The 721-nt window shown below is 46.0% G+C and carries 1 protein-coding gene; it reads left to right on the top strand.

What is annotated here, in order from left to right:
- Window positions 1-118: 118 nt before the first annotated feature.
- Window positions 119-721 (top strand): diadenylate cyclase CdaA (gene cdaA, locus B2899_RS05995; protein WP_286884484.1); only part of this gene is annotated, 603 nt, incomplete at its 3' end.

Here is a 721-nt window from a genome sequence, read left to right as displayed (position 1 = left end):
CGTGTCTTTTTTGCGTGGGGTTAGAAAACAATATATACTAGGGAAAGAGAACGCTGGGAAACAAGGGAATGGCAGACCGTTGCCCGACCATTACCTCCCGCTTTAAGGAGGAAAGTGAATGGAGGATTTTACGGAGAATTTTTTAGGGTACATCATTAATGCGATTGATATTTTAATCGTTACTTACATTATCTATAAGCTCATACTTTTGCTGCGCGGCACCCGTGCTCTCCAGCTATTTAAAGGTATTATTGTTGTGGTTGTTGTGATGCTGGCGAGTACCTTTCTGCACTTGAGTACGCTTAAGTGGTTGATGGATAAAACTTTTACGTATGGCGTCTTCGCTATTCTAGTTATCTTTCAGCCGGAACTGCGGCGCGCGTTGGAACAAATTGGACGCGGACGTTTGTTTTCCCGGAGTTCGACACCTGAAGAGAAAGTCGTCAGCGATACGATTGAATCGGTTGTCAAATCGGCCTTCTATATGGCAAAGCGGAGGATTGGGGCACTCATCGTAATCGAGCGGGAAACCGGGCTGTCAGATTACATAGAGACAGGCATAAATCTGACGGCCCGCAGCAGTACGGAACTGCTGATTAATATTTTCATTCCGAATACCCCGCTGCATGACGGTGCAGTAATTATGCGCAAGGATATGGTGATGGCAGCAGGCTGTTATCTTCCGCTATCCGAGAATCCTACGATATCAAAGGAACTGGGT

Source organism: Aneurinibacillus sp. UBA3580, assembly GCF_002375825.1.
Classification (GTDB): Bacteria; Bacillota; Bacilli; order Aneurinibacillales; family Aneurinibacillaceae; genus Aneurinibacillus; species Aneurinibacillus danicus.
Note: the sequence above shows the minus strand (reverse complement) of the source record. Positions and strands in the feature narration are given on the sequence as shown.